The sequence below is a fragment of the Halomonas sp. 11-S5 genome (genome assembly GCF_029889825.1).
Lineage (GTDB): Bacteria > Pseudomonadota > Gammaproteobacteria > Pseudomonadales > Halomonadaceae > Halomonas.
This window is the reverse complement of record NZ_JARANW010000036.1, coordinates 1-26751: the sequence shown is the minus strand read 5'-3', so window position 1 is coordinate 26751 and position 26751 is coordinate 1. Positions and strand designations below refer to the sequence as shown.

19 protein-coding genes, 1 tRNA gene and 1 pseudogene are annotated in these 26751 nt (G+C 61.2%); 5 read left to right on the top strand and 16 right to left on the bottom strand.

The genetic code is table 11. From position 1 onward, the window contains the following. Positions 1-295: 295 nt before the first annotated feature. From OP497_RS16670 to minC, 11 genes are all read right to left on the bottom strand, one after another. Entirely contained in the window at positions 296-1900 is a 1605-nt protein-coding gene (locus OP497_RS16670) for a type I restriction-modification system subunit M (protein ID WP_280550457.1), read from the bottom strand. A 199-nt stretch (positions 1901-2099) separates the two neighbouring features. Further along, positions 2100-2618, bottom strand: a complete 519-nt coding sequence (locus OP497_RS16665; RefSeq protein WP_280550455.1) for a Fic family protein — start codon at positions 2616-2618, stop codon at positions 2100-2102. Positions 2619-2628: 10 nt separating this feature from the next. After that, complete coding sequence (locus tag OP497_RS16660; RefSeq protein WP_280550453.1) at positions 2629-2805, bottom strand: hypothetical protein; 177 nt, start codon at positions 2803-2805, stop codon at positions 2629-2631. Continuing rightward, positions 2802-3374 carry a zeta toxin family protein gene (locus OP497_RS16655; RefSeq protein WP_280550450.1) on the bottom strand — a complete coding sequence of 191 codons (573 nt, stop codon included), beginning with the start codon at positions 3372-3374 and terminating at the stop codon, positions 2802-2804. The genes OP497_RS16660 and OP497_RS16655 overlap by 4 nt, the downstream gene beginning before the upstream one ends. Positions 3375-3565: 191 nt before the next feature. Further along, the gene (gene dsr2, locus OP497_RS16650) at positions 3566-7498 is read right to left on the bottom strand and encodes an anti-phage defense-associated sirtuin Dsr2 (protein WP_280550448.1); all 3933 of its coding nucleotides are present in this window, start codon (positions 7496-7498) and stop codon (positions 3566-3568) included. A gap of 82 nt (positions 7499-7580) precedes the next feature. Next, positions 7581-8831, bottom strand: coding sequence for a restriction endonuclease subunit S (locus OP497_RS16645; protein WP_280550446.1), 1251 nt, complete (start codon positions 8829-8831; stop codon positions 7581-7583). A 4-nt stretch (positions 8832-8835) separates the two neighbouring features. Then, positions 8836-11883, bottom strand: a complete 3048-nt coding sequence (locus OP497_RS16640; protein ID WP_280550445.1) for a type I restriction endonuclease subunit R — start codon at positions 11881-11883, stop codon at positions 8836-8838. A 362-nt stretch (positions 11884-12245) separates the two neighbouring features. Next, a complete protein-coding gene (gene sbcB / locus OP497_RS16635) occupies positions 12246-13736 on the bottom strand; it encodes an exodeoxyribonuclease I (protein WP_280550443.1) in 1491 nt (496 codons plus the stop codon). A gap of 96 nt (positions 13737-13832) precedes the next feature. Next, entirely contained in the window at positions 13833-14084 is a 252-nt protein-coding gene (minE, locus tag OP497_RS16630) for a cell division topological specificity factor MinE (RefSeq protein ID WP_040184914.1), read from the bottom strand. Continuing rightward, positions 14081-14899 carry a septum site-determining protein MinD gene (gene minD / locus OP497_RS16625; RefSeq protein WP_280550442.1) on the bottom strand — a complete coding sequence of 273 codons (819 nt, stop codon included), beginning with the start codon at positions 14897-14899 and terminating at the stop codon, positions 14081-14083. Before minD ends, minE begins: the two co-directional genes overlap by 4 nt. 71 nt (positions 14900-14970) lie before the next feature. Beyond that, positions 14971-15738, bottom strand: coding sequence for a septum site-determining protein MinC (minC, locus tag OP497_RS16620; RefSeq protein WP_280550440.1), 768 nt, complete (start codon positions 15736-15738; stop codon positions 14971-14973). A gap of 270 nt (positions 15739-16008) precedes the next feature. Here minC and OP497_RS16615 point away from each other — a divergent pair, with 270 nt between their 5' ends. Then, complete coding sequence (locus OP497_RS16615) at positions 16009-18789, top strand: DUF349 domain-containing protein (RefSeq protein ID WP_280550439.1); 2781 nt, start codon at positions 16009-16011, stop codon at positions 18787-18789. 105 nt (positions 18790-18894) lie between these two features. On the opposite strand, the gene phbB is transcribed toward OP497_RS16615, so the two are convergent. Beyond that, complete coding sequence (phbB, locus tag OP497_RS16610; RefSeq protein WP_280550438.1) at positions 18895-19641, bottom strand: acetoacetyl-CoA reductase; 747 nt, start codon at positions 19639-19641, stop codon at positions 18895-18897. Between the two features lie 189 nt (positions 19642-19830). Between phbB and OP497_RS16605 the strand changes: the two genes are divergently transcribed. Continuing rightward, positions 19831-19907: transfer RNA gene (locus OP497_RS16605), tRNA-Met, on the top strand. 184 nt (positions 19908-20091) lie between these two features. On the opposite strand, the gene OP497_RS16600 is transcribed toward OP497_RS16605, so the two are convergent. Together OP497_RS16600 and OP497_RS16595 are read right to left on the bottom strand one after the other, a co-directional pair. Further along, the gene (locus OP497_RS16600; RefSeq protein WP_280550437.1) at positions 20092-20301 is read right to left on the bottom strand and encodes a helix-turn-helix transcriptional regulator; all 210 of its coding nucleotides are present in this window, start codon (positions 20299-20301) and stop codon (positions 20092-20094) included. A gap of 102 nt (positions 20302-20403) precedes the next feature. Beyond that, positions 20404-20814, bottom strand: a pseudogene (locus OP497_RS16595) (IS1595 family transposase); the annotation flags it as partial. Positions 20815-21146: 332 nt separating this feature from the next. Here OP497_RS16595 and OP497_RS16590 point away from each other — a divergent pair. Beyond that, on the top strand, positions 21147-22307 hold the full coding sequence (locus OP497_RS16590) for an ATP-binding protein (RefSeq protein WP_280550435.1): 1161 nt from the start codon (positions 21147-21149) through the stop codon (positions 22305-22307). A 560-nt stretch (positions 22308-22867) separates the two neighbouring features. Here OP497_RS16590 and OP497_RS16585 read toward each other — a convergent pair. Next, positions 22868-23653 (bottom strand): DUF3750 domain-containing protein, encoded by a 786-nt coding sequence (locus OP497_RS16585; RefSeq protein WP_280550433.1) that lies wholly within the window; start codon positions 23651-23653, stop codon positions 22868-22870. A gap of 77 nt (positions 23654-23730) precedes the next feature. Here OP497_RS16585 and OP497_RS16580 point away from each other — a divergent pair, with 77 nt between their 5' ends. Then, on the top strand, positions 23731-24669 hold the full coding sequence (locus tag OP497_RS16580) for a tetratricopeptide repeat protein (RefSeq protein WP_280550431.1): 939 nt from the start codon (positions 23731-23733) through the stop codon (positions 24667-24669). A gap of 153 nt (positions 24670-24822) precedes the next feature. Here OP497_RS16580 and OP497_RS16575 read toward each other — a convergent pair whose 3' ends face one another. Then, positions 24823-26001 (bottom strand): PatB family C-S lyase, encoded by a 1179-nt coding sequence (locus OP497_RS16575; RefSeq protein ID WP_280550429.1) that lies wholly within the window; start codon positions 25999-26001, stop codon positions 24823-24825. A 43-nt stretch (positions 26002-26044) separates the two neighbouring features. Between OP497_RS16575 and OP497_RS16570 the strand changes: the two genes are divergently transcribed. Beyond that, entirely contained in the window at positions 26045-26476 is a 432-nt protein-coding gene (locus tag OP497_RS16570) for a hypothetical protein (protein WP_280550458.1), read from the top strand. Positions 26477-26751: the final 275 nt, after the last annotated feature.

Below are 26751 nucleotides of genomic sequence, written 5' to 3'. Positions count from 1 at the left end.
CCGTCGCTGATAGCCCCTCGCTCCCTGACCCGTCGGCATTGAGGACAACCATATGTAAATAGAGACAACCGAGCCCTTGACGGGTCAATCCATACCAGGCTGGATAAGCCGAAGGCGCATCCGGCGTGGGGTGTCTCCCGCGGCCGAAGGTGGCCATCACCCCCGCCCGGTGCGCTGGCGCTTACCGGGCCTACGGATTGGCCTTTGAACCGGCGGTAATGGAATGCAGCGGAATGACCGTCCGGTCTAGCGCCTTGTTATGAGATTTTCACCGACACACTCCCCAGGCGCCCCATCACACAGGCGGAAGGCCCAGCTCTTTCAGATATTGGTTGTGCTTGGCTGAGGCCTCGGTAATGCGCTTTTCGACTTCGGACAATCGCGCATGGACGGAGGCCAGGTCGATTTCCGGCTCGGCTTCGGCGGTACTAACGTAGCGGGAGAGATTGAGGTTGTAATCGTTCTTCTCGATCTCCTCGATCTCTACCCGACGGGCGTAGCGTTCTTCTTCCTTGCGATACTGGTAGGTATCAACAATCTTTTCGATATGCTCCGGCAAGAGCAGGTTTTGACGCTTGCCCTTCTCGAAATACTCGCTGGCGTTGATAAAGAGCACATCATCGGGCTTCTTGCATTTCTTCAGCACCAGAATGCAGACCGGGATGCCGGTGGAGAAGAACAGGTTGCTCGGTAGGCCGATGACGGTATCGATATGGCCGTCTTTTAGCAGCTTGGTGCGGATGCGGCTCTCCACGCCGCCCCGAAACAGCACCCCGTGGGGCAGGATGATCGCCATGGTGCCTTCGTCGCCGAGGAAGTGAAAGCCGTGCAGCAGGAAGGCGAAATCCGCAGCGGATTTGGGCGCCAAGCCATGGTTCTTGAACCGGAAGTCCTCACCCAGCGCCTCATTGGGTTGCCAGCGGTAGCTGAAGGGCGGGTTGGCCACCACCGCGTCGCACTGAAGTTTTTTGGCCGGGTTCATCTCGTTGAGCAGCTCCCAGTCGTTGGTCAGGGAGTCGCCGTGGTGAATCTCGAACTCGCTGTCCTTGACCCCGTGCAGCAGCATGTTCATGCGCGCCAGGTTGTAGGTGGTGATGTTCTTTTCTTGCCCGTATATCTTGCCGACGCCGTGCGGCCCCATCTGGTTGCGCACATTGAGCAGCAGCGAGCCGGAGCCGCAGGCGAAGTCCAGCACATTGTTGAGCTTTTTCTTCTTGCCGGTGGCGGGGTCCTGACTGTCCAGGGTGACGATGCGCGAGAGGATGGTGGAGACGCTTTGCGGGGTGTAGAACTCCCCGGCCTTCTTGCCGGAGCCGGCAGCGAACTGGCCAATCAGGTACTCATAGGCATCGCCCAGAATATCGCTGTCTGTGGAAAACTGCGCGATCCCCTCGGCGATCTTGGTGATGATGATGCAGAGCTTGTCGTTCCGCGCCTTGGGTGTCCGGCCCAGCTTTTCAGAGTTGAGGTTGATCTCGGAAAACAGCCCCTGGAAGGTGCTGGCGAAGGACTGGTTCTCGATGTAATTGAAGCCGCTCTCCAGGGTTTGCAGCAGCTCGGCGTCCTGGGTACGGGCGCGCTCGTAGATGCTGCTCCACAGGTAATCCGGGTGGATGACATAGTGCATCTTGCGGCGCATCTGCCTTTCAAACGCCGGCACATCCCCGGCGTTGTCCGCATACCAGACCGCCAGCGGCGGGCGCCGGTCCTTCTCATCCAATTGGGGATAGTCCGCTCCCAGTTCCTTTTTCGCTGCCGCCTCGAAATTGTCGGAGAGATAGCGCAGAAACAGAAACGACAACATATAGTCGCGAAAATCATCGGCATTCATCGCCCCGCGCAGATCGTCGGCGATGGCCCAGAGGGTTTTGCCCAGTTGGCTCAGTTGATCCTTGGTCATTTACCTTCCTTCAAATGATCTACCGAGGATTCCTCGGTAGTTGTGTGAGGCGCTTCGGACCTCTGAACTGTCAAGAATTCCTTTACGGTTGCCCAATGACCCGGCTTGCCGACAGCGGAAGTTGTAAAGTAATCGTTGACAACTGAATCCGGGGTCGAGGAGGTCACACGGCTACCGGACTTGTAGTTACGGTAAGCCCTCAAATCTGCCTCCCCTTCAGCCATGCCTTGCCCTTATTTGTCAGCCGGTATTTTTGCAGGCGGCTGCGGGGTTTGTCGGGGATGGTTAACTCAACCACCTCCTCTGCAATTGCCGGTTGCAGGAATGTTTTTCTGAAGTACTCGCGATCTGATAGTCCGAGCCTCTGTTGCAGCTCCTGCCTGCTATGCTCTCCCGTAATCACCTCCAGTAGCTTTTCAACTTGCGGGGTGACTTGCGGGGTGAATTCGGGGCCATGTTCCTTGACGAAGTCCTCATGCACCGGCAGGCGGATCAAAAACGAACTGCGCTCGTCGTCACTTTCAAAGCGTGGCTTGGGTGAACTGTTGGCTTGCATCACCCGCAACACCTTGGGTATGCCGGTGGAGCGGCCTTCGGTGAGGTCCAGTTCTTTCAGAAACTCCCCGATACGGCGGTTGCGGTAGCGGCGGCTGACGGCGCGGCCTGCTTGCAGGTCTTCCATGCGGATGGAGCGATCCGGCCTGGGGAAGCTGAGCATCGGCATTCCCTTACCGCTTCTGAACTGGAGCATCATCACCTACAACAACGGGTTGGCCGTTCTGCCAAATCACAGCGTATTGACCCAGCCGCCGCTTTTTTTCCAACGCTTCGGCCACGGATTGGCGCAGAGATTGCAGCATCAATTGCCCTGCCTGTGAAACAGGCTTATCTTTGGCTTCATTCATTGTTCGGCTCCGTTAAGTAACACATCGTAGCAGCTTTGGTCGATAACTTTACGGTCTGCACCCTGCTGCTCGAAAACCAGTGTTGGCTCTCCACCATCATTCATGAAACAAATACAACAATCCACACGATGGCTGAACAGATTTAGTAGATTATATAAACTGCGTGGATATCTACGCTCAATGTCGCTGAGGGGGATATTGTGGCCACCATGCGCTACCCGCTCCGCCACGCGCATCCTGGACATTTCCACATCGGGAAGCGCCAGATAAACAAGGTCAACTCGCCAGCCGTCTTTTCTCAGACGCTCAATCAATCGCAAATAGCTCCGACCAGCCAGAGTTGTTTCGAAAGCAAAATCTTCTCCCGCACTGATATGCTCTTCGATCTCTCGAAGAAAAATTTTACTGGCCGCCAAAAGCTCCTTCTCCGGCGCCAAGGGCGACAGTCCGGCCGCAATCAGGTCGGCATTGATAAAGTTTCTACAGCCTGCAAACTTTGGCAGATAGCCCAAAGCAAAGGTGGTTTTACCCGAACCATTTGGCCCGGCAATTATCCAGCACGTTGGCATCGCCTTAACTCCTTTGGATCCTTGAACACATAACCGCCCTCTTGATAGTGAACGTCATTGGTGAAGGCGCAAATGCTGTGCAGCACCGCCTCCGGATTCCAGCCCGCCTTGTATTCCACTCGTTCACTCTCGATGGTGCGGTGGTGGAGCAGGGAGTCGAGGTTGATGGGAAATTTATACATAGAATCCTACTAATCAAACCAAGGAGTCCGAATTTCTGCAAACTCGTCAGGTGCAAGAGCCAGCTCTTTCCATTTCTCAATAACTTCTGGAACGGAGGTTCCTTTGGATTCGTAATATTTCAAAAGCGCTGCCGACAAAATGGATGATACTCGGCGAACCTCTAACCTCTCGTCGAAGTTAAGGAATTGGCTATCACTATCATATGCTGATTCGGCCAGCAATCGATCAAGTCGCCTTTGGGTGGCCACCTCCAAGCTGTGATCGAAGATAGTTGGTGATTCTTTCAAAATTCGGACGATAATCCACAGCGCCGAGATTATGGCATGAGCTGGACACCACGTGAGGTATTGGCTAAGCATTGATGCTGGATCAGGTTCTACAGAACTTGCAACAGCATTGTTGCCATCCAGAATAATTCTAGCAATTGCCCTGAGACCATCTCTTTGGATAAGATACTGATTAGAAATCAATGCTTCGTTGATACGGTTATAAACGTCACCCTTCTGATCAGGGTATATGTGAAGAGACGCCGCTTCAGCTTTAAGGCCAGGCAATCCATACTCCCGGACTTCCTTAAGGAGTCGACTGAGGGATATTTCAATTTCGTCAGGTGAATCTGTGCTGAGCTTGGGGCATACGACCTCAGCGAGCAGTTCGAGCATACGGGAAAATCTTGCCAGAAACTCCTCTGGTATGGATGAAAGAAGACCAGCAGGTTCGTTTTCCTTTTCGTTCAACCTGTTCTTGTCAGCGTCCCACCATTCGAGCAGGCGTTGCAAGATCTCGGCGGCATCTTCCGCTGTCCAGATGCTTTCCCCATCATTGTTGGCTCCGATAATTTCGTGCACGATGGAGATATCCCCACCAGTCATTCTGACACCCGTCCCCGGCTCATCTCGCTGTATCGGGAAAGGTGTACTTTTGACATAGCTTTTGAAAAGGCAGGTAGGGTCAACACCTTTGGGATAGGGAAATCTCAGAAACGCAAATTTGTAAAAATCGGTACCATCAGGCAGGCCGTACTGGTCAGTTACGCGCCAGATAGCTTCTGCGAGGTTCTTGCTCTGGCTTTCGTCGAGCAGCTGTAACGTGTGCAGTGTTACCAGGGATGTTATCGCCCACCGCCGTCGATCTGAGTTATCCAACGCTGCTTGCCGGAACAACTGGTCTACCAATTCAGGCTGAATTGCCACGGCTGGGGCACATTCGGGCTTCTGATTAAGTTCGAGCAGCAGGAAGGGGTTCAGGAACTCATCTTTAACGAGTAGATTCAAATCTTCAGGGTAAGGAATTTCCAGTAAGTCCGGTATCAGACTATATTGCTCCACTTCGGTCATAGAGCTTATGAGCCGATTAAGTAGGTTTTTCACATTCCGGTAATTGGTCTTATCGGGTGACGCATAGATTCCGGTAACAAATTCAAGAACGCGGCGCTTCGTTTCGCCAGAACATTTGCAGCAAAGTCTAGAGATGACTTCCGGCAGAAACTGGGCGAGGCGCACACCGTAACTGTCATTTCGGAAAGCACTGCCCGCGTGGATTTCATCGCGGCATTTGTTAAGCGTATCCAGGTAGTTTTGAATGAGTTGATCGGCTTCATTGGCAGTGAATCTGTATACGGACTCGCGGCTGAATAGGCTATCAACGGCCTTCGCATCTCCAAGTCTGGCGAGGGTCGCAATCGCCCAAAATGAGGAAAATTTCGAAATGCGTTGCAGGCTTGCCAAGGCCGTTTTTGTCGCCATAGTATAGTTGCCAACCCGATATGGTAAGCCAACCTCTTCACAGAATCGAAGAAATGAATAGGCGTTTATTATCTCCTGATCCACTCCGAGAAAATGGGATGTCCTGGAGACTCGGCCGATATCAAATTCACGTTTCTCCGTGAGACTTTTTCGCTGAACAGACGGCCTATCCAGCTTTAGTTCGTACAACTTTAGCTCGTTCCACGGATCACAGCGGAACGCTTTTAGTTCATCCCAACGGGCATTTTGTTGCTGTAGTTCATTCCTTCGCTGATTATTCCTAACCCTTCTAAGGCGCTGATCCCACTCTGGCTTTCTACTAACTTGCTCGCGATTAGCATACAGGTCAATCCAATCCTGCTCAAAGCTAGTGAAATTTTCTGACGATTTGACGGTGATGCTTGATTGCCGCTCTGATTCAGACCACTTTTCTCTTTGGCTCCACTCGTTAGCGAGATCCTCCCTTATTAGCTGTTCCTCTTCATAGGTAGTAATGTTCTCCGCACCCCATCTACTGGCGTCTTTAACATGACGAAAGAGAAGCATCTGATACGATTCTTCGGAAACCGATAAATAGCCTGTTGAAGTATCTTGGTCATCACTCTTTTTGCGAGACTCAACCAGCGCCCAGAGAATCTGCTCATCTGTATCATTAATTTCGCCAATTTCAGCAAGACAGGCAGCACGCTTTGTCATCCAGTAGGGTTGCGCTTCGTTGGGCCGCCAATTTTCAAGCCGATGTTTAGCGTTGGGCAGATCCAGGGTAAAAAGGCTGAACAGAAAGCCTTCGTAATTCAGAAATTCCTTTTGTTCCGCCGAAAAATGGTCGGAAAGAGTCCTGAGCCGGATTTCTGATTCCTTCCATTTATCGAGATGTCCCTCTTCGCGATAGAAGCGCAGCATCGCCACCGCGATGCCCAGCCACGCCTGCCGGAGGTCATTCCATGGCAGATCTTGGAATTTATTATCTCCTGGGTGGAACTGGCAGTTTGTAGGCGGATTTTCGTTTTGAAATGGCCAGTACTTTGCGAGGATTTTCTCGCAGAACTCTGCGATATTGTCGAAAACCGGCAGCAAACAACGTTCAAGCCGCCAGATCAACTCGAAGGCGTATTGAATATCCAACCCAGGAGGTGTCTCCGTGTCTGGAAGGTAGTTTACCCATGTGTCCGTGTACACCCATAAGGTCTCACGGTTACTATGTGGCAGGATCAGCCAGCCGGGGTAGACCTGCCGCTGCCGCTGCCATTCATCAGTAACCTTCTGAATCTCTTGGATACGATCCGCACCGTGGGTAGGATGCATTGCTTTGGGGTTGTACGGCCAGTCGAGGGCATCCGGCTTTTTCGCCCGAATGTACTTGAAAAACCGACTCAACACTTTTCTGTGGTCGTGCTTCTCGATTCCGTCACAACACGAAAGGTCAACGACAATAATTCCGCGCTGCGCCAGAAGTTGCAACCTAGCGGCCGAAAGGTCGAATACCCCGACCAGATAGATTTTCTGAGTCTTGTCCCTGCCGAGATTGTCGCGAATCCAGCCAATCCACTGAAGAAAATTGGGGTCGTCCCCGGAGAAACCAATCAGACAGAAGGTATTCTCAAGGAGCGCCTGTTGAACGGTATTCACGAAAGGGGCGTAGTCGTGTGGATAGCGCCGATAATCCTCTTCGGTGATGATAAAGGGTCGCTCCGAAGGGAAGCTGCCATGGAGCTTCACAATTCTGGGCTTGATGGCGTAAGGGAGATCCTCTTTGTTGACCACCGGCTCATATCGCCGGGTCACGACCTTGGCGCTGGCCCGTTCAAGCAAGGTATCGTAATTGGTGGTGAACACATCCACCCACGGTAGCTCAAGCAACTCGACATGGAGGCCGGATGGTTCGATATTCAGGTCCGAGATGTTGGAGCGCAGCAAGTTCTCCAGCGCGGGCCGACCGATAGCCACTTGCACCTCCTCAGCCAACCGCAGGACATTCAGATACTTTTGTTTGGCTGGATCTGCCTTAACGCCATGCGCCCTTTGATAAAAAAATTCGCCTAGCTGGTTCCAATCGGGAAACCCATTCCCAGCGTTCTTGCTGAAACCCGCGCCGACCATCACAGCGGCTCGCTCGGCCCATAAACGTTCTGCAATTTCGTTTAAATAGGGTCGGATGGAATCCGGCACATCAACTTCGTTCTCAATATCGTTCATGTGACACAAATCTGCTGGAAGCTTCTTATCGAAGAAGGCGTTTTCAAGATAATCTGCAGCAGGATATCTGGAGTATTTTTCATCAACTCAAATCCTCTGGCGATGGAAAGAGCTGCTGCATCAGCCCTTTTTTGTGGGCCTTGAGGGCTTCGAGTTTGTCCGCCTGGGCGGCGATCAGCGAGTCGAGGGAGGAGAGGCAATCGGCAATGTTTTTCTGTTCACTTACACTTGGCGCGGCAATTACCATCGATTTAAAATAAAATAAACCAATGGTTTTAATAGTATTCCCCACTGCAATTGACTCCAGCTCGGGCTTAAGCCTCTGAAGCAGGTAATAGAAGAACCAGTTGTTTAACTTTGCATTATCACATCGCCATGCAATAAAGTGCTGACTTACCGCCATAGGTGTGTGTAAAACTGCGCTTTTCCCGACCCCCGCATCACGACTTAGAACAACAGTTTCGGCCGGATGCAAAACCGCTGAAGAATTTTGCAAACCTTCTTTAGATATCTCATTCTTTGTTTTATATAAATAGCCTTTGTCTAGCTTATCTGAGTCCGCAAGGGAAACCCACTTTATACCGCCATTATAATAGCTTGGGTACTTCTTGTTCGGGGTATGCCCTGACCCCCTTATCGCCATATTCTCAAGCTCTTGATCAACCCACTCCCCTGCCTCCAAAAACCCGGGAAAGCGCAGGCGGGGGACGGTTTCGCCTTCGCGGGGGAAGAGCTGCTGCATCAGCCCTTTTTTATGGGTCTTCAGGGCGTCGATCTTGTCCGCCTGAGCGGCAATCAGCGCATCGAGAGACGAGAGAAAATCGGCGATTTTTTGTTGCTCATCAGGCACTGGGATCGCCAGATGCACCTTGGCTAGATCGGATGAATTTATCGCAGGATAGTTTGACCCTGTGCATTTTGACAGTACTCTTGCAACAAAATCATCAGTATGAATGACTTGATACAAGAACCCTTCCGAACCAAAAGCCCTTAGTTGTGCGTAACCTGTCGAGGCTACATAATTCTCATCGTTATCAAACTCGAAAAATAGATTATTCTTCTGATAAGGCCGCACTATTTGAAATATGACATCTCCGTTTTTCAATATTCTTTGTGCTCTGCTTGGCGCCCCCTCTCGTGATATATTTTTCTTCTTTATTAGCTGCCCAGCTTCTACTGATTCCAAATCAATATAGACAAACGACTTCGGCAGCGTTGAGTTGGATGGGTTCACTTCACAAGCATCATCGAGTTCCCGAAAATCCCACTCCCCCGCATCTCGAAACTCGGGAAAGCGTAACCGGGGCACCAATGCCTGCTTCTCGGTCTTCATCGCCTTATTCATACACCGCTAACCCCGAAATCTCGCGCCCGCCGGCCTGTTTCTTCAGGAACGGCACCAGTTCTTCCATCAAGGCCAACTCGGCCCGGCTGCGCGCCTTCCAACCCAGTTCCAGCGGCTCGAACAGATCGCTTAGTTGCTCGCCGTCGAAGATCATGCGGTCCAGGATGCCGTCCACGAAGCCTTGAAGGGCGTCGCGGTCCAGCCCGTGGCGTTCAGCCAGGGCGGTGACTTCATTGTGAGCTTTTTGTTCTTTGAAGGCCTGATAGCCTTCGCGGATGGCAGCCTCGCTCAGGCCCTTGCCGGCTTCCAAGGTGTTGATATAGGCGATGATGTCCTCGCGTTCGTCCATCAGGTTGCTGCTGGCCGCGAGCAGGTTGATGAGCTGGTCGCGGCTCATGGTCTTCTTGCCGGGCTTGTCCTGACTGAAGCGGGCGATCAGACCCATGATGTAGTCGTAGTCGATCAGCGCCGAGGAGAAGAGCACGAACTCGAAATCCAGTTGCTCGATGGCGTCCTGGGCCTCGGACGCTTGCTCGCCGGTCTTGCCCTGCTGTTCCTTGAGGCGCTGGGCGGTCTCGAGGTAGGCACCCCGTAACGAGCGCAGATCGTCCTCGGGCAGGACGATGTCGATGCGTTGCTTTTGTGTCTCGTCAAGATCGGTGTACTGGTCGAGTTGGGTCTTGAGGCGCTGCACCTCCTTGAAGCGGTTGACGAACTCGATGCGTGCCCTATCTCCCTTTAAGTTGTAGGCGCCCTTGAGGTTGTAGACGCCCTTGGGTTCGGCCACGACATCCCGCTCTGTCAGGAAGTGTTCGATGGCGGCAACGGCCTCTTCGTATTTTTCGATCACCGCGGGCGCCGGGTCCACCAGCCAGATCTCGCGGGAGCGGCCGGTATCCTCACCGGAGAAGAGCGCGATGGCATCGTCCACGGCCGGTTGCTGGCCGCGAAAGTCGAGGATGTTGCCGTAGGGCTTGGTGTCGTTGAGCACGCGGTTGGTGCGCGAGAAGGCCTGAATCAGGCCGTGGTGCTTGAGGTTCTTGTCCACATACAAGGTGTTGAGGTACTTGGAGTCGAAGCCGGTGAGCAGCATGTCCACCACGATGGTGATATCGATCTTGTGTTGGTGCGGCAGGTCGCTGTTGGGATACTGCTGATCCTTGATGCGCTGCTGCACATCCTGATAGTAGCGGTCGAACTCGCTCAGGGTATGGCTGGTGCCGTACCGGGTGTTGTAGTCGGCAATGATCTCTTGCAGGGCGGCCTTCTTCTGCTCCGGCTGCTGCTGGTTATCGGCCTTTTCCTGAGGCAGGTCTTCCTGTAGCTGCTTCACATCCTTGTCGCCATTGGCCGGGGGCGAGAAGACGCAGGCGATGTTGAGCGGTTGAACTTTCAGCGCGGTGTCGTCCGGGCCTTCGGCCTGGCGCTCGGCCTGGATCTCCTTGAACAGGCGGTAATAGCCGATGGCGTCGTTGATTGAAGCGGTGGCCAGCACGGCGTTGAAGCGGCGCTGGTTGGTGGCGGCATCGTGCTTGGCCAGAATGGCCTCCACCACTGCCCGCTGGGTCAGCGCCTGATCGGGTTTGAGTTTGGCGTCGGTCTTGCCTTCTGGCTTGAAGTAGTCGATGTGAAAGCGCAGCACATTGCGGTCATCGATGGCGTGGGTGATGGTGTAGGCGTGCAGCTGCTTTTCGAAGATGTCTTTGGTGGTGCGGTAGCTGCCCACGGTGCCGTCGATCTGCTTGTAGTTGGCGTTGTCGTCAAAGATAGGCGTGCCGGTGAAACCGAACAGTTGCGCCTTGGGGAAGAAGGCCTTGATCGCCTGGTGGTTGTCGCCGAACTGGGAGCGGTGGCACTCGTCAAAGATGATAGCGATTCGCTGGTCGCGCAGCGGAGCAAGCCGCTCCTTGTAGGTGCGCCTGCCTTTTTCCATATGCTGCTGGGCCCGGATGCTGGTTTCATCCAGCGCCAGGCCGAGCTTCTGGATGGTAGTGACGATCACCTTGTCGGCGTAGTCCTCCGAGAGCAGGCGGCGCACCAGGGTTTCGGTGTTGGTATTTTCCTCGACGCAGCCTTCCTGAAAGCGGTTGAATTCCTCGCGGGTCTGGCGGTCCAGATCCTTGCGGTCCACCACGAACAGGCATTTCTCGATATCCGGGTCGTCCTTGAGCAGGGTGGACGCCTTGAAGGAGGTGAGCGTCTTGCCGCTGCCCGTGGTGTGCCAGATATAGCCATTGCCCCGGTTCTGGTGGATGCAGTCGACAATCGCCTTGACCGCATAGATCTGATACGGCCGCATGATCATCAGCTTCTGCTCGCTGGCAACCAGCACCATGTAGCGGCTGATCATCTGGCCCAGGGTGCATTTGGCCAGGAAAGCGTCGGCGAAGTCGTCCAGATGGGTGATCTTGCGGTTGGCTTCATCGGCCCATTGATAGATGGGCAAGAAGCGCTCGTCGGCGTTGAAGGCGAAGTGCTGGCTCTGGTTGTTGGCGAAGTACCAGGTGTGATCGCGATTGCTGACGATAAACAGCTGCATGAAACACAGCAGGGTGTTGGCGTAGCCGTTGCCGAGTTCATTGCGGTACTCGACGATCTGCTCCATGGCGCGACGCGGGTTGATGCCCAGCGTCTTCAGCTCGATCTGCACCACCGGCAGGCCGTTGATGAGCAGAATCACATCATAGCGATGGTGGCTGTTGTCGGTGTTGATGCGTAGCTGGTTGATGACTTCGAAGTCGTTCTTGCACCAGTCCTTGAGGTTGACCAGCATGTAGTGTAGCGGGGTGCCGTCTTCGCGCTGGAAGTAGCCGTGTTCGCGCAATGTCTTGGCCGCCTGAAAGACATCGGCGTTGATGATCTCGTCGCGCAGGCGGGCGAATTCTGCGTCGGTCAGGCGAACGCGGTTGAGCGCCTCGAACTTGTCGCGGAAGTTCTGCTCAAGCGTAACTTTGTCGCGTATGTCGGGACGGTGGGTATATTTGAGCTCATCGAGCTTGCCGATCAATTTTCGCTCGATCTGGCTTTCTTTCAGGGACATCCTGTCATCTCGTTTCTTGATGTTTGGCGCGACGTGTCCAGGCCGGCTTAGGGCTTCAATCTATCATGCCGACCAACCGGCTGCCGACCGTGAATCGGTGAGGTGCGGGTCTGTGCTCATAGCAGGCGCCTGTCGGCGCCATTCGCCCTGCGGAACTGACCGCAGACAACGCCCGGTGCGCTGGCGCTTACCGGGCCTACGAGGCGGTGTTGCCGGAGTTGCGGGTTCATGATGTTGTAGGTCGAATAAGCCGAAGGCGCATCCGGCGTGGGGTGTCTCCCGCGGCCGAAGGTGGCCATCACCCCCGCCCGGTGCGCTGGCGCTTACCGTGCCTACGGATCGGCTTTGAACCTGCTGATCTGCTAATCGAAGGCCTGGGGCGGCATGATTGCCTCCACATGCATCACCAGTTCCTCGAGGACCTGCCGGTCACGGTCGGACAGCGGGACGCCATTGAGCCGCTCGATCTCCCGGGCGAACTCCTTGAGGGTCAGGCTGGCGACGGCCGGATCGTTCATGCGCTCCCAGCGGAAGACCTCCCAGCGTGCCTGCTCCTCGCTCTCCAGGGTCTCCGGATAGCTGCGGGCCCGATAGCGGAACAGCATCTCCTCGAGGCGCGGGTCCTGGAAGGCGAAGCGTGCTCCCACCAGGTCCCAGGGGTCGGTCTCGCGCACTCGCTGCATCTGCTGGCGATCCGCCGGCGAGAAGAAGCCACCGGCATAGAGCATCAGATCCGGGTCATGCGGCGGCTCGGGATGCGGCGCGGCGAACACCTCGGCGACCCGGGAGGCCACCTCCGGGCGGGCCGACAGCAGCTTCCAGTGTGCTCGGCAGGCTTCCAGGTCCAGCCCCAGGCGCTCGACGATCGCGCCGTACTCGCCCTTGTGCGGCCCTTCCACGTCCTTGAGGGCGCTGGTCGGGAACAGCACCGGACACTTGTTGAGGTGGATCACCTTCAGCGGAATGCGCTCGGCGCCCTCCGCCAGGTCATCGTTGCTGACGAAGACCCGCTCGCGGATCTGCTCCGGGGTGAGCTCCAGCAGCGGGGCCGGATCCATGGAAAGGTCGAAGACGATCACCCCGTTGGGGTTGGAGGGATGCTCGGCCAGCGGCATCACCAAGGCGCTGCAGCCGCGACTCGCCGGGTAGCGCCGCGAGATGTGCAGCACCGGCTTGCGCCCAGGCAGGTCCAGCTGCCGGGCGACGGCACGCTTGCCGCGCAGCCGCAGCAGGTAGTCGAAGAGCTTGCCGTTGCGCTCGCGCAGCAGCCTCGCCAGGGCGATGGTGGCACGAACGTCGGCCAGGGCATCGTGGGCCCCCGCATGGGTGATACCGTTGGCGGCCGTCAGGTGTTCCAGCTTGAAGCTCGGCGCGCCATCGTCGCGCGTTGGCCACTCGATGCCCTCGGGGCGCAGGGCATGGAAGGCACGCACCACATCGATCAGATCCCAGCGCGAATTGCCGTTCTGCCATTCCCGGGCATAGGGGTCGAGCAGACTGCGGTAGAAGAGGTGGCGGCTCACCTCGTCGTCGAAACGCAGGCTGTTGTAGCCCAGGGCGCAGGTGCCCGGCTCGCTCATGGCCGCCTCGACCACACCGGCGAACTCGGCCTCGGGCAGGCCGCGGCGGCGGGCCTGCTGGGGCGTGATGCCGGTGATCAGGCAGGCCTGGGGATGCGGCAGGAAGTCATCGGACGGCTTGCAGAAGAGCTCGAGGGGCTCACCGATCTCGTTGAGGTCGGCATCGGTGCGAATGGCCGCGAATTGGGAGGGCCGGTCGCGACGCGGATCGGCACCGAAGGTCTCGTAGTCGTGCCACAGGAAGGACTGCGGGGCGGCGGGGGACTGCGCCATGGGCGGAAGCTCTCCGAAGGGCGTGAATTCTCGGCTCCAGCCTAGCACAGCCCCGCGGGGGACTCAGCCGACGGGCTTTCGCTCAGGACTGTCCACTCAGGACTTGGGCAGGGTCACGTTGAGTTCCAGCACCGAGCAGTTGTCCTCGCTATCGAGGGTGATGTTCACCGCGTCGTCATCGATCTGCACGTAGCGACGGATCACCTCCAGCAGCTCCTTCTCCAGCAGCGGCATGTAGTCCGGCTGCCCCCGCTGGGTGCGCTGATGGGCCACGATGATCTGCAGCCGCTCCTTGGCGACCGACGCGGACTTCTTGCGCTCTCGCTTCAGGAAATCGAGCAACTTCACCGGCGGACTCCTCCAAACATGCGGCTCAACAGGCTCTTCTTCTGGTACTCGTGGAAGCGCAGGGTCACTTCCTCCCCCAGCAGGCGGGCCACGGTATCGGCATAGGCCTGGCCGGCATCGCTGTCGTCATCGTGGGTGACCGGCACCCCCTGGTTGGACGCCCGCAGCACCGCCTCCGACTCCGGAATCAGGCCGAGCAGGTCGATGGCCAGGATCTCGCGGATGTCGTCCAGGTTGAGCATGTCTCCCAGGTCGACGCGACTCGGGTTGTAGCGGGTGATCAGCAGATGTTCCCGGATGGCGTCGTCGCCACGCTCGGCGCGCCGGGTCTTGGAGGCCAGCAGGCCGAGGATGCGGTCGGAGTCGCGCACCGAGGAGACCTCGGGATTGGTGACCACGATCGCCTCGTCGGCGAAGTACATGGCCAGCTGGGCGCCGCGCTCAATGCCCGCCGGGGAGTCGCAGATGATGAAGTCGAAGTCTTTGCTCAGGGTATCGAGCACCTTCTCGACGCCCTCCAGGGTCAGAGCATCCTTGTCGCGGGTCTGGGAGGCCGGCAGGATGTGCAGATTGTCGACCCGCTTGTCGCGGATCAGCGCCTGGTTCAGACCCGCCTCGCCCTGGATCACGTTGACCAGGTCGTAGACCACGCGACGCTCGCAGCCCATGATCAGGTCGAGGTTACGCAGCCCCACGTCGAAGTCGATGACCACGGTCTTCTTGCCACGCAGCGCCAGCCCTGTGGCGATGGCGGCTGCGCTGGTTGTCTTGCCGACCCCACCCTTGCCGGAGGTCACAACGATGATCTTGGCCAAGTGTCGCATCCTGTCTTGTGATGATGAAAGGGAAGGTGGTACAAGCGCGGCTGCCACGCAGGCCGCCGACATCAGGCCAGCGGCGTGATGCCCAGCTGGTCGTCGCTCAGCCGGACCTGAACAGGAGTGCCCAGCAGCCGCGGATCAATATCCTCGAGACGCTTGTAGTTGCCGGCCACAGAGAGCAGCTCGGCATGCAGTTCACGGCAGAAGATGCCGGCCTGGGGATCGCCATGGATCCCGGCCAGGGCACGCCCGCGCAGGGCACCGTAGACATGCACGCTGCCGGCGGCGAGCACCTCGGCGCCGGCATTGACCGCCCCCACCACCACCAGGTCGCCCTCGGGGGCGGTTACCTGCTGGCCGGAGCGCACCGTGCCGCGGTAGATGCGACCGCCCGCCGTGGTGCCCGGCAGCGCGTCGGGCATGTCGGCCTCCCCTGCCGGTGCTACCGGCTCGGCCATCTCGGCATCGCCGTCACCGGCGACGCTCTCCAGGGGGCGCGGGCGGGAGGCCTCCTGGGGCGGGAACCAGCCCAGCCCCAGGGCCCAGGCCGACTGCTTGACCGGGTCCGGCCCGCCGCGCACCGCCACCGGCAGCAGCTTGTGGGCCCGGCAGACCGCGCAGATGCGCTCCAGGGCCAGGTGCGGTTCATCGAGCTTCTCGACGTTGAGAACGACTGGGGTATGCTGGAAGAAGGCCGGCGACTGACTGAGCTTTCCCGCCAGCTGCTCACGGATGCGCTCGGGGTCCGCGCTGGTCAGCTCCATGACCGTCATCGGCAGCATCCCCCCCTTGAAGGTGAATGCCATGCTGTCCCTGTCCACTTTGAGACTCATTGCCGAACTCCACGTCGGGTGATGATCGGGGTGCTGCAACAAAGCTAAGCGAGTGGCCGCGCCCCTGCAACCGATCATACGGTCATGGAGGGGCCGTTGTCAGTGTCTCCGGATGGCCACACTTCCCCGCCGGCTGGCCTTTTCTGCAGCCTCGACACGTGCTTAGATACTCTCGACCCAGGCCCTGCGCCGTTGCCGCCAACGTTGCCGCCAACAATAACGATCCTCCTGCGCCCCCGCCGGGGCGCGCTCCCTTTGTCAGGATGCCCCATGTCAGGACTCCTTCGCCGCCTGTTCGCCCCGCGCTGGAAACACCCGGACCCCGAGGTCCGCCGCCAGGCCGTGGCACGTCTCGACCCGTCCCGCGATGACCCGCGCCGTGCCCTCGAGCAGCTCGCCCTCGACCCCGACGCCGCGGTGCGCGAGGCGGCCCTGGCCCGCCTGGAGGATCCCGAGCGCCTGCTGGCCCTGTGCGAGGAGGGCGACGCCTCCGCGGAGCTGCAACGCCACCTGGTGGCCCTGCTCGCTGGCCGACGCGGCCAGCATGACCTGCCGACACGCATCGCCCTGATGGAACGGCTCGAGGACCCTGAACTGCTCAACCAGCTGGCCCTGCAGGGTGACAACCAGCAGCTGCGCCTCGCCGCCCTGGCCCGCCTCGAGGCGGAGGAGGACCTGATCCGCCAGGCCTGCGACAACGGCATCGCCGCCGTTCGTCATGCCGCCGCCGCCCGGGTCGAGAGCGAAGCGGGACTGTCCCGGCTGGCCCACGAGGCCCGCCGAGACCGCCAGGTGGCCCGCAAGGCGCGCGAACGCCTCAACCGACTGCGAGCCGACGCCGCCTCCCTGGCGGCTGCCCGGAAACGCCGCGTGGCCCTGCTCGAGACGCTCGAGCAGCACGCCAACAGCCCCTGGGAACCGCTCTATGCTGGCCGTTTCCGCCACCTGATGCGCGAATGGGCCAAGCTCGAGGACCTGCCGGATGCCCGGCAGGAGCAACGCTACCAGGATGCCTGCCTGCGCTGCCGCAAGGTCATCAACGACCACGAGGCCCAGGAGCATGCGCGGGATGCCGATCATCGTCAGCGCGAGAGTGCCGACCAGACCCGGGAATCCCTGGTCGAGGCCCTGGAGGAGAGCCTCGAGGGCCTGCATCAGGGCGACCGGCTCACCGACCAGGACATCGCCAGCCTGCGCGCCCAGAAGCGCCTGCTGGCCACCCGCTGGCAGGCCCTCTCCGACCAGCACCTGGCCGACGAGGCACTGCGTGAACGCTATGATCGGGCGCTGGCCGCCTACGAAGGCATCGTCCGGGCGCGGGTGCGCCTGGACGAGCGTGCCGAGGCGATCGAACAGGCCCTGGCCGACGGCGATGACCCACGCCTCGAGGCCCTGGTGAAGGCCTGCGGCTGGCCGCAGGACCTGGCACCGGCGCCGCTCATGCAGAGGGCGCGCCAGCGCCTCGCCGCCGACACCCCCCGGGATGACGGCGACCTGGACGCCCGCCTATCGCGCTTCGTCGAGGCGCTCGACCAGCTCGAGCGCCTGCTGGAGAGCGGCGCCTTCAAGGGCGCCAGCCGGCTCCACCAGCACCTGCGCCAGCAGGCCGACCGGCTGCCCCAGGCACCACTACAGCCCCATCAGGCGCGCCTCAAGCGCCTCGCGGCACGACTCGCCGAACTGCGCGACTGGCGCGGCTTCGTCGCCGGCCCCAAGCGCGACCATCTGTGCCTCGCCATCGAGGAGCTCGCCGACAACCCCGCGTCGACCGAGACCGAGCTCGACCACCGCCATCGTCAGCTGGTCAGGGAGTGGAAGGCGCTGGGCGATGCCGCCGCCAACCGCGAGCAGTCGGCCCGCTTCCGTGCCGCCTCCGATCGCATCCACGAGCGCCTGGCTCCCTGGCGGGAGCGCCAGCAGGCCGAACGCCAGCACAACCTGGCGGCCCGCGAGGCACTCTGCGAGCAGCTCGAGACGCTGCTCGAGCAGCCCGCCCACGAGGCCGACCCCGATGCGCTGCGCGAGATCCGCGACCGCTCGCGGGAGCAGTGGCGCCGCTTCGCCCCGGTACCCCGGGAGCAGGCCGAGACCATCGGCCGACGCTTCGGGCGCATCCGCCATGACCTCCAGGCCCTGATCGACCGGCGCGCCCGGGAGATCGCCGAAGCCAAGCGTGACCTGATCGAGCAGACCCGCGAGCTACTGGCCCGGGACATGCCCGCGACCAAGCGGGCCGACCAGGCCAAGGCGCTGCAGCGCCGCTGGCGCGACATGGGACGCGCCCCCAAGGGCGAAGAACAGGTCCTGTGGCGGGAGTTCCGCACGCTGTGCGACGACATCTTCGCCAGCCGAGAGGCCGCCCGGGATGACCAGGCACAGCGCAACCGGGCCCGGTTGGATGACATGCAGGCGCTGATCGACCGACTCGACGGCTGGCATCCGGCGCACAGCCGCGAGACCAGCGTGCTGGACGAGGCCGTGCGCGAGGCCACGGCACTCGAGCCCCTGCCCTCGGGACGGCGCAGCGAGGGCATGCAGCGGCGCTGGAGCGGCATCGTGCGGGCCCGCCGTGAGCGTCTGGCTCGCCTGTCGCTGGCCGAGGAGGCCGAGCGCTGGCAGGCCATCCGGCCACTGCTCAATGCCCACCTGCAGGCGGACGCCCGGTGCCTGGCCGGCGGCCCCGTCGAGGAGGTCGCCCTCCCGCAAGGCCTGGCCCTGCCGAGCGCACTGCATCACGCCCACGAACGTCGCAATGCCGCCCGCCAGGCCGGCACGGACGACGCGGTGAAGGAGCGACTGGCACGCCTGCGGGCCCACCTGTCGCTGCTGGCCGGTGGTCGCGTCAACCAGCGTGACGACCCGCTGCGCCTGGCGATCCAGGTCGAACGCCTCAACGACAGCCTGGGCCAGCAGACCTCCCGCACCGAGGAACTCCACCAGGTGCTGGCCGACCTGCTGGCCACCGGGCCGATGCCCGAGGAGCTCTGGGAACGCGAGGTGGGCGAGCTCAACCGCATGCTCGAGAACCTGGCCGAGCTGCCGCCGCCCTGAGCCAGAAGCCCGCCCACACACAACACAGCGCGAGGCAGATGCCTCGCGCTGTCGTATCTGCCGCCAGGGTCACCGGCGGCAGGGGGACGTGCGGCGGCCGGGCGATCAGCCCATGAACTGCCCGCCGTTGATATCGATGTTGGCGCCGGTGATGAAGCCCGACTCCTGGTCGGCAAGGAAGCTCACCAGGCGCCCGATCTCCTCGGGCGTCCCGTAGCGCTTGACCGGAATGGTCTCGCGGATCGCCTCGCGCACCTTCTCGGGGATGTTCATGATCATGTCGGTGGCGATGTAGCCGGGTGATACCGTGTTCACGGTGATGCCCTTGGTGGCGGTCTCCTGGGCCAGCGACATGGTCAGGCCGTGCATGCCCGCTTTGGCCGCGGCATAGTTGACCTGGCCGAACTGGCCCTTGCGGCCATTGATGGAGGAGATATTGATGATCCGACCGTAGCCCTTCTCGAGCATGTCCTCGATCACGCTGCGGCAGGTGTTGAAGACGCTGTTGAGGTTGGTGTCGATGACCTCGTGCCACTGTTCCGGTGCCATCTTCTTCAGGGTGCCATCCCGGGTGATCCCGGCACAGTTGACCAGCACGCTGATGGGCCCATGGGCCTCACGGATCTCCTTCACGCCGGCCACGCAGGCATCGTAGTCGGTGAGGTCGATACCGGACAGCGCGATGTTGTCGAAACCCTCGGCCTTCTGGGTCTCCAGCCAGGTCTTGGCCTTGTCCGGATTGTGGTATCCCGCAACCACCGTGTAGCCCTGCGAGGCCAGCGAACGGCAGATGGCGCTACCGATACCCCCGGTACCACCGGTGACCCAGGCGACGGATGCTTGTGTTGTCATTGACTACCTCCCTGATATGCATGACATCTTGTCTGGCGTGGCGCCAGGCAGGCCATCACCAGTCTTGTTCATTGATCTGTCACCTCGATGACAGCCCAAGAAGTATGGACCAGGGAGTGCCTCGGGACGAGCGTTTGAAATCCACCCTTGACCAAAGGCGCATAGCCTGTAGAATACGCCACACGTTGATGCGGGGTGGAGCAGTCTGGTAGCTCGTCGGGCTCATAACCCGAAGGTCATCGGTTCAAATCCGGTCCCCGCTACCAATATTTTAGAGGCAGGTCAGTATCTTACTGGCCTGCCTCTTTTCGTTGCCTGCGGGAAAAGTAACCTGTGACACCACTGTGACACTCCCGCGCCACCCCTCGGAAATCTCCCCAGCCATTGCTGTCGACCAACGACCTTCAGGCAGGCACCGTCACAAGGCCCCTGAAGTGGCCCCATCCTTCCTCATGGCTCCTCATGCACGTACTCCAAAAGATCGCCTACCTCGCACTGGAACAGCCGGCACAGTTTCTCCAGCGCTTCCAGATCGATGCGCTGAGCCGTCTCCTTGTAGAGAAGCGTCACCGTATTGCGGTTTAACCCGGTCTCTCTCGCCACGTCCACGATCTTCATCTTGCGCTCCCCCATCAGGCGCGCCAAGTGGCATCGAATCATGCTCACTCCATCCAAGAGTTGATTTTTTCATCCTGGATAACAAAACCTGATCCTGATTACGCATAAGGCTCAGCCATCTTCAGGAACCGGTACGGCATCGGCGGCGACAAAGGGGAACTTGTGCTCAGCGCCGCGCCCGCGCTTTCCGGGCCGCTCATCGCCCAGGTAGGCGTCATCGATCTCAATGCGCCCGGAAAGCCTCTCTCCCTGATTGCGCTCGTGCATGACCTGCAGCAGCTTGTGCTTGAGCTTCCAGGCGGTGTTGTAGGCGACGCCGGGCTCCCGGGACAGCTGCAGCGCCGAGAGGCCGCTCTTGCGTTGGGTGAGCAGGTAGATCGCCAGACACCAGGTGGTCAGCGGCAAGTGCGTGCCATGGAAGATGGTACCGGCAGTCAGCGAGGTCTGATGATGGCAGCGATGGCACTGGTAGAGCCCCCGCGACAGCTGGCAGCCGGTGTTATTGCCACAGTCGGGGCACACGAACCCTCTGGGCCAACGATGCTGGACGAGCGCCAGCCTGGACAGACTGCTGGAGAGGATTCGCGAGCAGGTACCGAAGGGCAGCGGTTATTTCGCGAGCGTCCGATTCCGGCCATGCCAGCACTGGAGCAGCGCACCCAGAGCGACGGCTGAATGAAACGTCCAACCACTGAGTGTCAACTCATCTCGAGTGGGGCATCCTCTACCGAGAACCAGCGTAACCGCCCTCGCCCTACCTACAGAACGCTCTTCCATCCTGGACAGTCCGCTCGGAAGGAGAGCCATCACAGCCTGAGGCGTTGCTTTACGCCATTTTACGGCTAAACTGATAAATTATCAAAATTCAGATAAAAATTGGTAAAGCCGTGATCTACTTCCCCAGGCATCAGCTGGCCGCGGACATGGTGGACGCCCTGAGGGGGCACACCCTCTTCAGCGACGCGCCCAATGGCCTATTCCTCGCCGCCCCTCGAAGGACCGGCAAGACCACCTTCCTACGCAACGATCTGCTGCCCACGCTGGAGGCGCAAGGCGTCGAGGTGGTCTATGTCGACCTCTGGTCGGATCAGCAGCGCGACCCCGCCCAGCTGATCCAGGCCGCGATCCAGGAGGCCATGGCCCCGCACCGCCCCATCATCGAAAAGGTGGCAGCACGGTGGGGTATCAGCAAAGTAGGGCTCGGGCCATGGATTCAGATCGACGCCAACCCCACAGAAGACGGGGCTGCCTCCCTCCCCGAGGCACTGCGCCTGCTCATTGAGGCCGGCGGCAAGACGGTTGCCCTGGTGATTGATGAGGCCCAGCAAGCGGTAACCACCGACGCCGGCAACACCCTCATGGCCGCTCTGAAGTCGGCGCGGGACCAACTCAACACGCCCGACCACATCCAGCTGATGCTGGTCATGTCTGGGTCCGATCGCGACAAGCTGCTCCGGCTGGTCAACAGCCATGCCGCCCCCTTCTACGGATCGCAAATCCAACAGATGCCGCTGCTTGGCAAGGCCTTTATCGAGCACATCGCCGATCTGATCGAGCGCCAGCAGCCGGCGCAGGCTCCGGTGGATACGGGAATGCTGCTGCAGGCATTCACTGCCTATGGGTTTCGCCCCCAGTTGTTCATGGAGGCGCTCGGGCAAGCGATGAGCCCCCTGGCCACGGATGGAGACCGATTCGAGCAGCGGCTTTTGTCACTCGCACAGGCGCAACAGCGAGATGTCGAGCAGGACATGGCGAGTGATTACCTCGGCCTGGATCCCCTCCAGCAGGCGGTGCTGTGGCGAATGCTCGAGATGGGAGAAGGGTTCCGTCCGTACAATGCCGAATCGCTGGCCTTCTATCGGCAGATCACCGGCAAGCCGGTTTCTGCACAACAAGCTCAACGAGCCCTGGAGAGTCTGCGGGAACGGACCCCACCCCTTGCGTGGAAATCGAGCCGGGGTGAATACGCCGTGGAGGATGCTGCCATGACCAAATGGTTCCGAGCCCTGGTCGACGCAGGCCGCTGGCCGCCCGGAGCCGACGAGTGATCCGCAACCATGGGTGCCCAGCGTCGAACATCGCGAGCGCCTCGACGATAGACGCGATGATAGGCCGAGGAACACAGTCCTGCGCAACAGCATTACCGCCGGCCGTGACCAGGCGCCTCTGGAAAAGCGGGGCCCGACTGTTGAGCCGTGCGGCCTCCTACTGCAGCGATGAGAGAGCGGATAGGTCATTAGAGCCCGATACCAGGCCTTCATAAATGAGAATGAATAACAATACCTGGCACCTTAAGGTCATTTTTGCTGTCAATTTCGTGCCAATTTTTGGTTCTTCGCAGACTGGCGTGATGGCTCACCCACGACACAGGCTGGCACACAATCCCCGTAGACCCGGTAAGCGCCAGCGCACCGGGCGTAGAGTGCGGCCTCCGCCGCGCCGGATGCGCTTTCGGCTTATCCGGCCTCCCTCAATAGTGGCTCTGCGTTTAGGTCCCTCCTCAACGTAACCCACGACGTTGAGGAGGGGCAGGTCAATCCATGATGTCTACGCGATATTCCCATGGTTTTCACGCCGAATTGCGATGACTCCGATTATTGTGACGGCATCAGTGGTCACCGTCGCCTGCTCCTCGCCCCTTGATGGCGGGGGCCATGCCCAGCCGGCCGATGCCCGGCAGCTTGAGTGCCGGGCGTCGCGGATCGATCCCCAGCGAGAGGCCCAGCAGGTTGAGCTCGAGGCCCTCGTCGCGCCCCAGGGTCAGCCCCAGCAGGCCGCCCAGCGAGGCGGTGACGCCAAGCCCACCCGGCGCCGCGGCCAGCACGCCGTCGAGCAGGTAGTCCTTGCCCACCGCGGTCACCGGCAGCGTCGCCTCGAGCCCCGCCACCTCGCGGACCATCCAGGCGGTGAAGGTGTTGCTGTTGGGCCCCGGCCAGGCACGGTAGGTCGAGGGGGCCGGATAGGCCGCCACCGCCACCTCGATCTCGGGAATCAGCCGTGCGGCCGCCTCGCCCCGGTAGTCGGCCAGCAGCACCGGCTGGCTGCCGTACCAGGCCCGGTCCGGCGTGGTGGTCGAGCGCGACTCCAGGGCCGGCCGGCGCCAGCTGAGCACATGGTGCATCCGCCAGGCCTCGGCCCCGGCCTGCCGGGTGGCGATCCAGGTATGCACGCCGAAGGCGCCGCGCCATCCCCAGGCCCTGGCCGCATAGAGCTGCACCACCGCTGCGGAGGCCTCGCCAGGGGGCGGGGCCAGGCCGGACGAGGCACGATCGGCCGTGGACCAGTGGCCACGGCCTTCCACGCGCTCGGTGGCCAGCATCCACAGTGGCCCGGCCAGCAACAGGGCCAGCATCACCGCCAGGCCGGAGACCACACGCAGAATTCGTCGTACCACAGGCCGGCTCCCCTTGAAGTCGCGGGCGATCACCCGCATCTGTACAACAAATTCATCCCCACGCAAGGCTAGCGATCATGCCCATTGTCGACCCCCGCACCGGTGAGCCGCTCACCGACGACATTCCCGCCGGCGAGAATGCCGACGCCGCGTCTTTAAGCGGCCAGAACGCCGAGATGATTATCGACGTCGACACCAGCAACATCCAGCAGCTGCTCGAGACCTCGATGCAGGTGCCCGTGCTGCTCGGCTGCTGGGCGCCCGGGAGCGAGCCCTGCAAGACCCTGATGCCGGTCCTCGAAAAGCTGGCCCGCGAGTACCAGGGCACCTTCATCCTCGCCAAGCTCAACATCGACGAGAACCAGGAGATCGCGGGCCAGCTCGGCGTGCGCTCGGTACCCGACGTCAAGCTGATCAGCCAGGGCGGACTGGTCGACCATTTCCAGGATGCCCTGCCGGAGAAGCAGGTGCGCGAGTGGCTGGCTCGCTATTTCCCGGCGCCGGAAGAAGCCCCGGCGAGCCCCGAGGACCAGGCCGCCGAGGCCCTGGCCGCCGGCGATGCCGCGACCGCCCGGGGCATCTACCAGGAGCTGGTGCAGCAGTACCCCCAGCATGCCCCCTATCAGGTGGAGCTGGCCCGTGCCCTGGTGGCCGACGGTCAGGCCGAGGAGGCCCGCACCCTGCTGGACAACCTCCCCCCGGAGGAGCGCGATGCCGCCCCGGCCCGCGGCGTGCGCGCCAGCATCGAGTTCGACGAGCAGGCCCCCACCGCGGAGGAGCTGGCCGCCCTGGCGGGCCGCGACGACAGCGAGACCCACTTCAAGCGCGCCCTGCGCCAAGTGGCCGACGGCGACTACGAGGCAGGCCTGGATGCCCTGCTGGCGCTGGTGAAACGCGACCGCGCCTACGGCGACGATGCCGCCCGACGCACCCTGCTGCAGGTCTTCGATGCCCTGGGGGCCGACCATCCGCTGACGGTCGCCTATCGCCGCAAGCTGTTTGCGCTGCTCTACTGAGCCCGGCTGCGCCGGTAGCTGGAAACAGACTGTAGGCCTGGTAAGCGACAGCGCACCAGGCGTTATCTCTGACAGCTCCGGGCGCACAGCCCGGCCCTTCCAGGTTCCAGGCGCGAAGCGCCGCTCTTCAAGCTTCGAGCGGCGCAGCCGGACTCACCCGCCTAGCACGCGGTCGAGCCGGACAAGTGCTTCCTCCAGCTGCTTGGCCGTGGTGCCGAAATTGAGCCGCGCAAAGCCCGGCCAGCCGAAATCGGCGCCGTCGGAGAGCGCGACGCCGGCCCGCTCGAGCAGCAGCCGCTGTGGTGCTCCCGCCAGCCCCGCGAGCGCTCGCGCCTCGCGCAGGTCGAGCCAGGCCAGATAGGTGGATTCGGGTGGGCTCATGGTCACCCCGGGCCAGCCGGCCACCCGCTCGACCAGTGTCTGGCGGTGGCTGCGCAGCACGGCGAGCAGCGCCTGTCGCCATGGCTCACCCTGGGCATGGGCGGCCTCGGCGGCGACCAGCCCCAGCACATTGCCGTCGGGCTGAAGGCCCTTTACCTTGGCAGCGAAGCGTCGCCGCAGGCCGGCGTCGGGAATCACCGCGCAGGCCGTGGTGAGCCCCGCCAGGTTGAAGGTCTTGGACGGCGCCCAGAGGGTCAGGATACGCGAGGCCAATTCGGGAAACTCGGCGGCCAGCGGCACATGGCGGGCCCCCTCGTCGAGCAGCAGATCGCAGTGCAGCTCGTCGGAGACCACCAGCAGGTCGTGGCGCTCGACCAGCTCGGCAAGCCCCGCCAGCTCCTGTCGCGTCCATACCCGTCCAGTGGGATTGTGGGGGTGGCACCAGAGCAGCAGCCGAGTCTCCGGGGTGATCGCCGCCTCCAGTGCCGCGAGGTCGAGCCGCCACGGCTCGCCGGGTGCGGCCGGGGCCCGCAGGGCCGCCTGCTGGGGCCGCCGCCCGGTGCGCTCGGCCACCTTCAGGAAGGGCGGGTAGATGGGCGTCACCGTCAGCACGCCGTCGCCGGGTTCGGTCAGCGCCAGGCTCGCCATGTGCAGCGCCGGCACCACGCCCGGCAGCCATAGCTGCCAGTCGGACTCGATGCGCCAGCCGTAATGCTCGGCGCTCCAGCGGCAGAGGGTCTCGCGCAAGGAGTCGGGCACCAGACCATAGCCGAAGACACCATGCTCGACCCGGGCCCGCAGGGCCTCGATGACCTCGGGGGGCGAGGCGAAGTCCATGTCGGCGACCCACAGCGGCAGCACGTCATCCCCGTAGCGATGCCATTTCTGCGAGGGCCAGTCACCGCCCGAGGGGTGGCGACGCTCGACGGGCGTGGCAAAATCGAATTCCATGTGCAGTTCCCGATCCCAGAAGGCCAGCAAGATGCACGAGACCATGCACCAAGACGGCTTCTATGCCAAGGTACGCCGCGGCCTGCCCGCGCTGGTCGCCCAGTGGCTGACGCTCGGCCAGGGCGATGCCGACCGCCTGGCGCTGCTGCTCGCCGAGACCGCCCGGGTGACCCGCATCGGCCTCCCCGAGCAGACCCCGGATGGCGACACCCTCGCCGACTGGAGCCGTCCCGACGGCGAGGAACCGCCCCTATGGGCGGCCCGCACCGCGACCTTCCTGCTGGTGCAGATGCCCTCCCGGCCCCAACCGGCCAGTGACGACGAGGCCTGCGCCTGGACCTACTGCTGGCTGCGCAACCGCGACTTCGCGGAGCTCGAGACCGCCGAGCAGGCGCTGCCCGAGCACCTTCGCGAGCCGCTGGCCGCCGCCCTGAGGGCCGCCTGGACCGACCTCAAGGGGCTGCGATTGGTGTAGGCTCTGTCCGATAACCGGCGACGCTCGTCCATACGGCGTTAAACCGGGTTTATCGCACTTCGGCGTGAGTGAGGGGGTGAATGGTGAGGGGTAACTACTCACTACTCACCAGCCGCGAAGCGGCGCTTACCATTCACAAGCGATAGCGCTCACAAGTGAAGTGCCGTAGACATCATGGATTGACCTGCCCCTCCTCAACGTCGTGGGTTACGTTGAGGAGGGACCTAAACGCAGAGCCACTATTGAGGGAGGCAGGTCATGACACAGTCTAACGC

Bases quoted from the DNA above. Each gene is read 5' to 3' on its own strand.
- OP497_RS16670 (WP_280550457.1), bottom strand. From the start codon at position 1,900: ATGACCAAGGATCAACTGAGCCAACTGGGCAAAACCCTCTGGGCCATC.
- OP497_RS16665 (WP_280550455.1), bottom strand. From the start codon at position 2,618: ATGCTCAGCTTCCCCAGGCCGGATCGCTCCATCCGCATGGAAGACCTG.
- OP497_RS16660 (WP_280550453.1), bottom strand. From the start codon at position 2,805: ATGAATGAAGCCAAAGATAAGCCTGTTTCACAGGCAGGGCAATTGATG.
- OP497_RS16655 (WP_280550450.1), bottom strand. From the start codon at position 3,374: ATGCCAACGTGCTGGATAATTGCCGGGCCAAATGGTTCGGGTAAAACC.
- dsr2 (WP_280550448.1), bottom strand. From the start codon at position 7,498: ATGAACGATATTGAGAACGAAGTTGATGTGCCGGATTCCATCCGACCC.
- OP497_RS16645 (WP_280550446.1), bottom strand. From the start codon at position 8,831: ATGAAGACCGAGAAGCAGGCATTGGTGCCCCGGTTACGCTTTCCCGAG.
- OP497_RS16640 (WP_280550445.1), bottom strand. From the start codon at position 11,883: ATGTCCCTGAAAGAAAGCCAGATCGAGCGAAAATTGATCGGCAAGCTC.
- sbcB (WP_280550443.1), bottom strand. From the start codon at position 13,736: ATGGCGCAGTCCCCCGCCGCCCCGCAGTCCTTCCTGTGGCACGACTAC.
- minC (WP_280550440.1), bottom strand. From the start codon at position 15,738: ATGAGTCTCAAAGTGGACAGGGACAGCATGGCATTCACCTTCAAGGGG.
- OP497_RS16615 (WP_280550439.1), top strand. From the start codon at position 16,009: ATGTCAGGACTCCTTCGCCGCCTGTTCGCCCCGCGCTGGAAACACCCG.
- phbB (WP_280550438.1), bottom strand. From the start codon at position 19,641: ATGACAACACAAGCATCCGTCGCCTGGGTCACCGGTGGTACCGGGGGT.
- OP497_RS16600 (WP_280550437.1), bottom strand. From the start codon at position 20,301: ATGATTCGATGCCACTTGGCGCGCCTGATGGGGGAGCGCAAGATGAAG.
- OP497_RS16580 (WP_280550431.1), top strand. From the start codon at position 23,731: ATGCCCATTGTCGACCCCCGCACCGGTGAGCCGCTCACCGACGACATT.
- OP497_RS16575 (WP_280550429.1), bottom strand. From the start codon at position 26,001: ATGGAATTCGATTTTGCCACGCCCGTCGAGCGTCGCCACCCCTCGGGC.
- OP497_RS16570 (WP_280550458.1), top strand. From the start codon at position 26,045: ATGCACCAAGACGGCTTCTATGCCAAGGTACGCCGCGGCCTGCCCGCG.